Genomic DNA, 553 nt, shown 5'->3' with positions numbered 1-553 from the left:
CGTCTTCGCCGTTTCACAGGCAGCTCTCGTTTCGGCGGCGTCGCCACGGGGCCGGTATTTCGCGAATCGGTTTCCGCGGACCCGGGTTCGAGGCCCTCCTACGGCCAAACCAAGACCGTTACGAGAAAACGCCAAGAGCGGTTTCGCGTTCGCACGGCTTCGTACTACCCGACGCGTTCTTCAAACCGCGTTTTCGGGGCGTTTCGAAAACCGACCACGTGGGGCGAGCGGAAAATTTTCAAAGTCCCGCGGCGGAAAATCAACTCGCCGATCGGTCTCCCGGAATCGATTTTTTCCGACTCAGGGAAGCGCGACAAGTCGATCGGTACCTATTCTGCGGGAGCTTTTTTTTCGAACCGCACTAAGGCTCTTTCGCCGGCGTCGAAATCTTCAACCTTTCAAAATTAATAACTCGATATCGAGACGTCGCACGGTTTCGCCGGCAGCGCCGTCGCGTAGCCCGCTACCTAGAGCCCGCGAATCGCCGCCTCGCACTCGCGCGGGGACGTTCGCTGATTTTTAAAAAAATACCCAAAATCGGCTCCCCGCCAGC

1 protein-coding gene is annotated in these 553 nt (G+C 57.9%); it reads left to right on the top strand.

What is annotated here, in order from left to right; genetic code table 11:
- Nucleotides 1-408: hypothetical protein (locus G3A47_RS23785; RefSeq protein ID WP_208328448.1), on the top strand; the 408-nt coding region annotated here is incomplete at its 5' end.
- Nucleotides 409-553 lie beyond the last annotated feature (145 nt).

Origin of the sequence: Flavobacterium poyangense, from assembly GCF_011751075.1 — a bacterium.
Lineage (GTDB): Bacteria > Bacteroidota > Bacteroidia > Flavobacteriales > Flavobacteriaceae > Flavobacterium > Flavobacterium poyangense.
This window is presented reverse-complemented; position numbering and strand designations above follow the sequence as displayed.